This is a genomic window from Sphingomonas bacterium, from assembly GCF_903643035.1.
Classification (GTDB): domain Bacteria; phylum Pseudomonadota; class Alphaproteobacteria; order Sphingomonadales; family Sphingomonadaceae; genus Sphingomonas.
Genome location: NZ_CAHJWW010000233.1, coordinates 1 through 4,421, shown reverse-complemented (window position 1 = coordinate 4,421; position 4,421 = coordinate 1). Strand labels below are relative to the sequence as shown.

At 68.2% G+C, this 4,421-nt stretch carries 6 protein-coding genes and 1 tRNA gene; 6 read left to right on the top strand and 1 reads right to left on the bottom strand.

Translation table 11 applies throughout. The features are described 5' to 3' along the window. Positions 1-234: hypothetical protein (locus HUV01_RS12710; protein WP_174298602.1), on the bottom strand; the 234-nt coding region annotated here is incomplete at its 3' end. A gap of 92 nt (positions 235-326) precedes the next feature. On the opposite strand from HUV01_RS12710, the gene moaA reads away from it, so the two are divergent. From moaA to HUV01_RS12680, 6 genes are all read left to right on the top strand, one after another. Beyond that, positions 327-1,340, top strand: coding sequence for a GTP 3',8-cyclase MoaA (moaA, locus tag HUV01_RS12705; RefSeq protein ID WP_174298601.1), 1,014 nt, complete (start codon positions 327-329; stop codon positions 1,338-1,340). Continuing rightward, on the top strand, positions 1,337-2,116 hold the full coding sequence (locus HUV01_RS12700; RefSeq protein ID WP_174298600.1) for an NAD kinase: 780 nt from the start codon (positions 1,337-1,339) through the stop codon (positions 2,114-2,116). The genes moaA and HUV01_RS12700 overlap by 4 nt, the downstream gene beginning before the upstream one ends. Before the next feature lie 54 nt (positions 2,117-2,170). Beyond that, positions 2,171-2,245: transfer RNA gene (locus HUV01_RS12695), tRNA-Asn, on the top strand. Between the two features lie 178 nt (positions 2,246-2,423). Beyond that, complete coding sequence (locus tag HUV01_RS12690; RefSeq protein WP_254606624.1) at positions 2,424-3,155, top strand: CC0125/CC1285 family lipoprotein; 732 nt, start codon at positions 2,424-2,426, stop codon at positions 3,153-3,155. 158 nt (positions 3,156-3,313) lie between these two features. Continuing rightward, positions 3,314-4,021, top strand: a complete 708-nt coding sequence (locus tag HUV01_RS12685) for a response regulator transcription factor (RefSeq protein WP_174298599.1) — start codon at positions 3,314-3,316, stop codon at positions 4,019-4,021. Further along, on the top strand, positions 3,990-4,421 hold a 432-nt coding region (locus HUV01_RS12680; protein WP_174298598.1), incomplete at its 3' end, for a sensor N-terminal transmembrane domain-containing protein. The genes HUV01_RS12685 and HUV01_RS12680, both read left to right, overlap by 32 nt.

Sequence of the window (4,421 nt, the reverse complement as noted above, 5' to 3'; positions counted from 1 at the left end):
CGTCGGCCCATGGTCGCGCGAGACGATCGCCACCACCGCCGCGCCGCCACGCGCCGCCACGCGCCGCACGCGCGCAAGCGGGTCCGAATGGTCCCGGTCTCCGGCGCGAAGGTCGACCAGCATCAAGGGGGCGTCGTCCGCATCGAAGACCAGCGTCCAGCCGGCGTCGGTCAGCTCGCGTGACGAGCCGGCATCCAGCGTCGCACCCCCGACCGAGACCCTCCTGCCGCCCACCGCTTTTCCCAGCCCCATGCCTTGCTGTAGCAACCCATCCCCGGAGGCGAAACGCCCTTGTTTGCGGCGCCGCCGCGTCCTAGCTCCCGGGCATGGCCGATCGCCCCCCCCTGACCGCGCCACCGCTGGTCGATCGGCACGGACGCACGATCAGCTACCTGCGCATCTCCGTCACCGACCGCTGCGACCTGCGCTGTCGCTATTGCATGGCCGAGCAGATGACGTTCCTGCCCCGGTCGGCACTCCTCAAGCTGGAGGAGATCGCGATCATCGCGGAGCGGTTCATGGCGCGCGGCGTCCGCAAGATACGTCTGTCCGGGGGCGAGCCGCTGGTCCGGCGCGACGTGGACGAGCTGGTGCAGCGGCTGGGCCGGCATGTGGGCGATGGGCTCGACGAACTCACCATGACGACGAACGGCACCAGGCTGGCCGACCACGCGCCGTCTCTGGTCGCCGCCGGGATGCGGCGGATCAACGTCAGCCTCGACAGCCTCGATCCCGAGCGGTTCCGCTACATCACGCGGCACGGCGATGTCGCCCGGGTGCTGGACGGCATCGCCGCCGCGCGCGACGCCGGGCTGGCGGTGAAGATCAACACCGTCGCGCTGAGGGGCCTGAACGAGGACGAGCTGCCTGCCATCCTGCGCTGGTGCGTTGCCGAGGGTCACGACCTGACCCTGATCGAGACGATGCCGCTCGGCGCGATCGACGAGGATCGGACCGACCGCTTCCTGCCGCTGACGGGTGTTCTCGACGGGCTCCGCGCGATGTTTCCGCTCAGGCGCGACGACCATCGCACCGGTGGTCCGGCGCGCTACTGGCGGGTGGAGGGTACCGGGACGCGACTCGGCTTCATCTCGCCGCTCACCGCCAATTTCTGCGACGGGTGCAATCGCGTGCGTCTGACCACCGAGGGCAAGCTCTACATGTGCCTCGGCCACGAGGATCAGGTCGATCTGAAGGCCGCCCTGCGCGATGGCGGCATTGCCGCGCTGGACGAGGCGATCGACCTCGCATTGTCGCTGAAACCCGCCCGACACGACTTCCGCATCGCCCCGGGCGCGGCACCGGCGGTGCGGCGGCACATGAGCGTGACGGGCGGATGACCGGCTACGTCCGGCGGGCACTGGTCGCCTCGCCGACGGCAGCGGCGCAGGCGGCGGCGGCGGAACTCGCCGAGCTGGGCGAATGGGTGCCGCTCGATCGGGCGGACGTCGTCATCGCGCTCGGCGGTGACGGGTTCCTGCTCCAGACGCTGCACGCCGCGCTTGAACGACCCGGTGCCGGTCCTCCCGTGTTCGGAATGAATCTCGGTACCGTCGGCTTCCTGATGAACGAGTGGCGATACCACGGCCTCGACACGCGGCTGGAGCGCGCACGGCCGTTCAGGGTCACGCCGCTGAGCATGACCGTCACCACGGTCGACGGCCGGACGCGGACGCTGCCGGCGATCAACGAGGTGTCGCTGTTGCGCGAGACCCGCCAGACCGCGAGCATCGAGGTGACGGTGAACGACCGGGTCGTCCTGCCGCAACTTGCCTGCGATGGCATATTGGTGGCGACACCCGCCGGCTCCACCGCGTACAACCTGTCGGCGAACGGCCCGATCCTGCCGCTCGGCTCGGCGCTGCTCGCGCTGACCCCGATCAGTCCGTTCCGGCCACGGCGTTGGCGGGGCGCGATCCTGCCGGACAAGGCGCGGATCGGCCTGCGCATCCTTGATCCCGCCAAGCGCCCGGTGTCGGCAGTGGCCGACCAGCGAGAGGTCCGCGATATCGCCGAGGTGCGGATCGAGATGGACCGCGCGCGCGAGCTGACCCTGCTGTTCGACCCCGAGCACGCGCTCGACGACCGGATCACGATGGAGCAGTTCATCGCCTGACCCGCGAAGGCTTGCATCGCGGTGCGCCACGGCTATAGACCCGCTGTCGAGCATTCCCTGATAGCTCAGCGGTAGAGTAGGTGACTGTTAATCACTTGGTCGTTGGTTCGAATCCAACTCAGGGAGCCACTCGCCGCCAGGTCTCGACGACCTGTCGCCGCTAATGCATGTTGCAGGCCGGATGTCGATGCCGGACGTCGGGAATCTGAAATCGTCGACATGTCGGAGCCGATCCGTTCATCGCCCGTTCCACATCGGCAAGCTATGGCGATCCGGTATCGCCGTTCGGCGATGGCATGGAGACATGATGATGATATCGCATCGTATCGGCCGCGGGCTGATGGCTGCGGCGCTCGCGTCCGCGACGCTGCTCGTCGCTGGCTGCGCGACGGAAACAACGTACCGGCCGGCGACCGGCGTCGGGTTTGATCGTACCGGCTATTCTGAGCGCATGGTCGAGCCCGGCCGCTGGCTGGTCAGCTTCGCGGGCAACACGGTGACGCCGCGCGACACGGTGGAACGCTATCTGCTGTTCCGTTCCGCGGAACTGACCCTGCAACAGGGCAACGACTATTTCGTGATGGTCGATCGTGACACGGACCGCCAGACCAGGACCTATTCGACCCCCGGCTTTGGCTACGGCGGTGGTTTTGGCGGGTATGGCGGCGGCTTTGGCGGCTACGGCGGTGGCTATGGCGGTTACGGTGGGCTTGGCTTCGGCGGTTTCTGGGGTCCGTCGTGGCGGTATCACGGCGTCGGCGGCTGGGGTGGCTGGGGCGGCGGCTTTGGCGATCCGTTCTTCGGCGGGCAGGATATCCAGACCGTAGACCGAGTCGAGGCGGAAGCGCAGATCGTAATGCGACGCGGCGGCATTCCTGCCGGCAACGTGCGGGCGTTCGATGCCCACGCCGTCGTGCGGACGCTCGGACCGACGATCGTGCTACCCAAGGACAGGCGCGGCATACCGCCGTCCTACGGCCGCTATGGGGAGCCCGGTCCGGGAACGCTCCCCCCCGCGCCGCGCGGCAATACCTTCTGATACGATTGGACGCGGTGCTTGCGGGCAGAGGGTGACCTCTGCCCGTTTCGCTGTGTCCGCCGGCAACCCCGTCTCCCGGTGGCATGGCTGTTACATGAGGTTGAGCCGGCATCGGTCTTCCCCTATCCCATGATCATGCAGTGCACAGGTCCGACGCCTTGACGGCAACGATCGCGCTCGTGGACGACGATCGCAACATTCTGACATCGGTATCGATCGCGCTTCAGGCCGAGGGGTTCGCGACGCGGGTCTATTCCGACGGCGATGCGGCGCTGAAGGCGTTGCTCGACAAGTCGCCTGACCTGGTGGTGCTGGACATCAAGATGCCGCGGATGGACGGCCTCGAACTGCTGCGCCGCCTGCGCGAACGATCCTCGACTCCGGTCATCTTCCTGACCAGCAAGGACGACGAGCTCGACGAGGCGCTGGGCCTCGCGATGGGCGCGGACGACTACATCGCCAAGCCCTTTTCCCAGCGGCTGCTCATCGCCCGCATCCGCGCCATCCTGCGCCGGACGGAAGTCGCCCAGCCCGGAAGCGTCGAGAGCGTCGCCGCCGGGGACGAGCCGATCCGTCGCGGTCGCCTGTGCATGGACTCCGCCCGCCATCGCGTGATCTGGAAGGAGGATCCGGTCACGCTGACGGTCACGGAGTTTCTGATCCTGGAGACGCTGGCGCAGCGGCCGGGCGTGGTGAAGACCCGCAACCAGTTGATGGACGCGGCCTATCACGACGACATCTATGTCGACGACCGGACGATCGACAGCCACATCAAGCGGCTGCGGCGCAAGTTCCGGCAGGTGGATGCTCAGTTCGACGCGATCGAGACGCTGTATGGCGCAGGCTACCGTTTCTCGGACGGGTGACGGCGACCTCGCGCTGCGATGGTCCGGGCGCATCTCGCTCACCCGCAGGATCCTGGCGGTCAACATCTTCGCGCTCGCGTTGCTGGCCGGGGGGTTCTTCTATCTCGACTCATACCGCTCGCGGATCGTCGACTCCCGCCTCGGCCAGTCCTCGCGTGAGGTGAGGCTGATCGCCGAGGCGATCGCCGGTGCGTCGCCGCCAAGCCGCAGCGCCCTGATCGCCCGCCTCGCCCGCGACACGGGCGCGCGCATCCGCCTGTACGATCGGCATGGCGCGACGCTTCTGGACAGCAGGTCGTCGGGGATCGCGAACCTCGTCCTGCTCGATCCGACCCGTCAGGGTTGGCAGCTCCAGGCCGCGCGCTGGCTGGACGCGGCCATCGACACCGTCGTCGCCGCG

Excerpts from the sequence above, each read along its gene's own strand:
- moaA (WP_174298601.1), top strand. The coding sequence starts at position 327 with ATGGCCGATCGCCCCCCCCTGACCGCGCCACCGCTGGTCGATCGGCAC.
- HUV01_RS12700 (WP_174298600.1), top strand. The coding sequence starts at position 1,337 with ATGACCGGCTACGTCCGGCGGGCACTGGTCGCCTCGCCGACGGCAGCG.
- HUV01_RS12690 (WP_254606624.1), top strand. The coding sequence starts at position 2,424 with ATGATGATATCGCATCGTATCGGCCGCGGGCTGATGGCTGCGGCGCTC.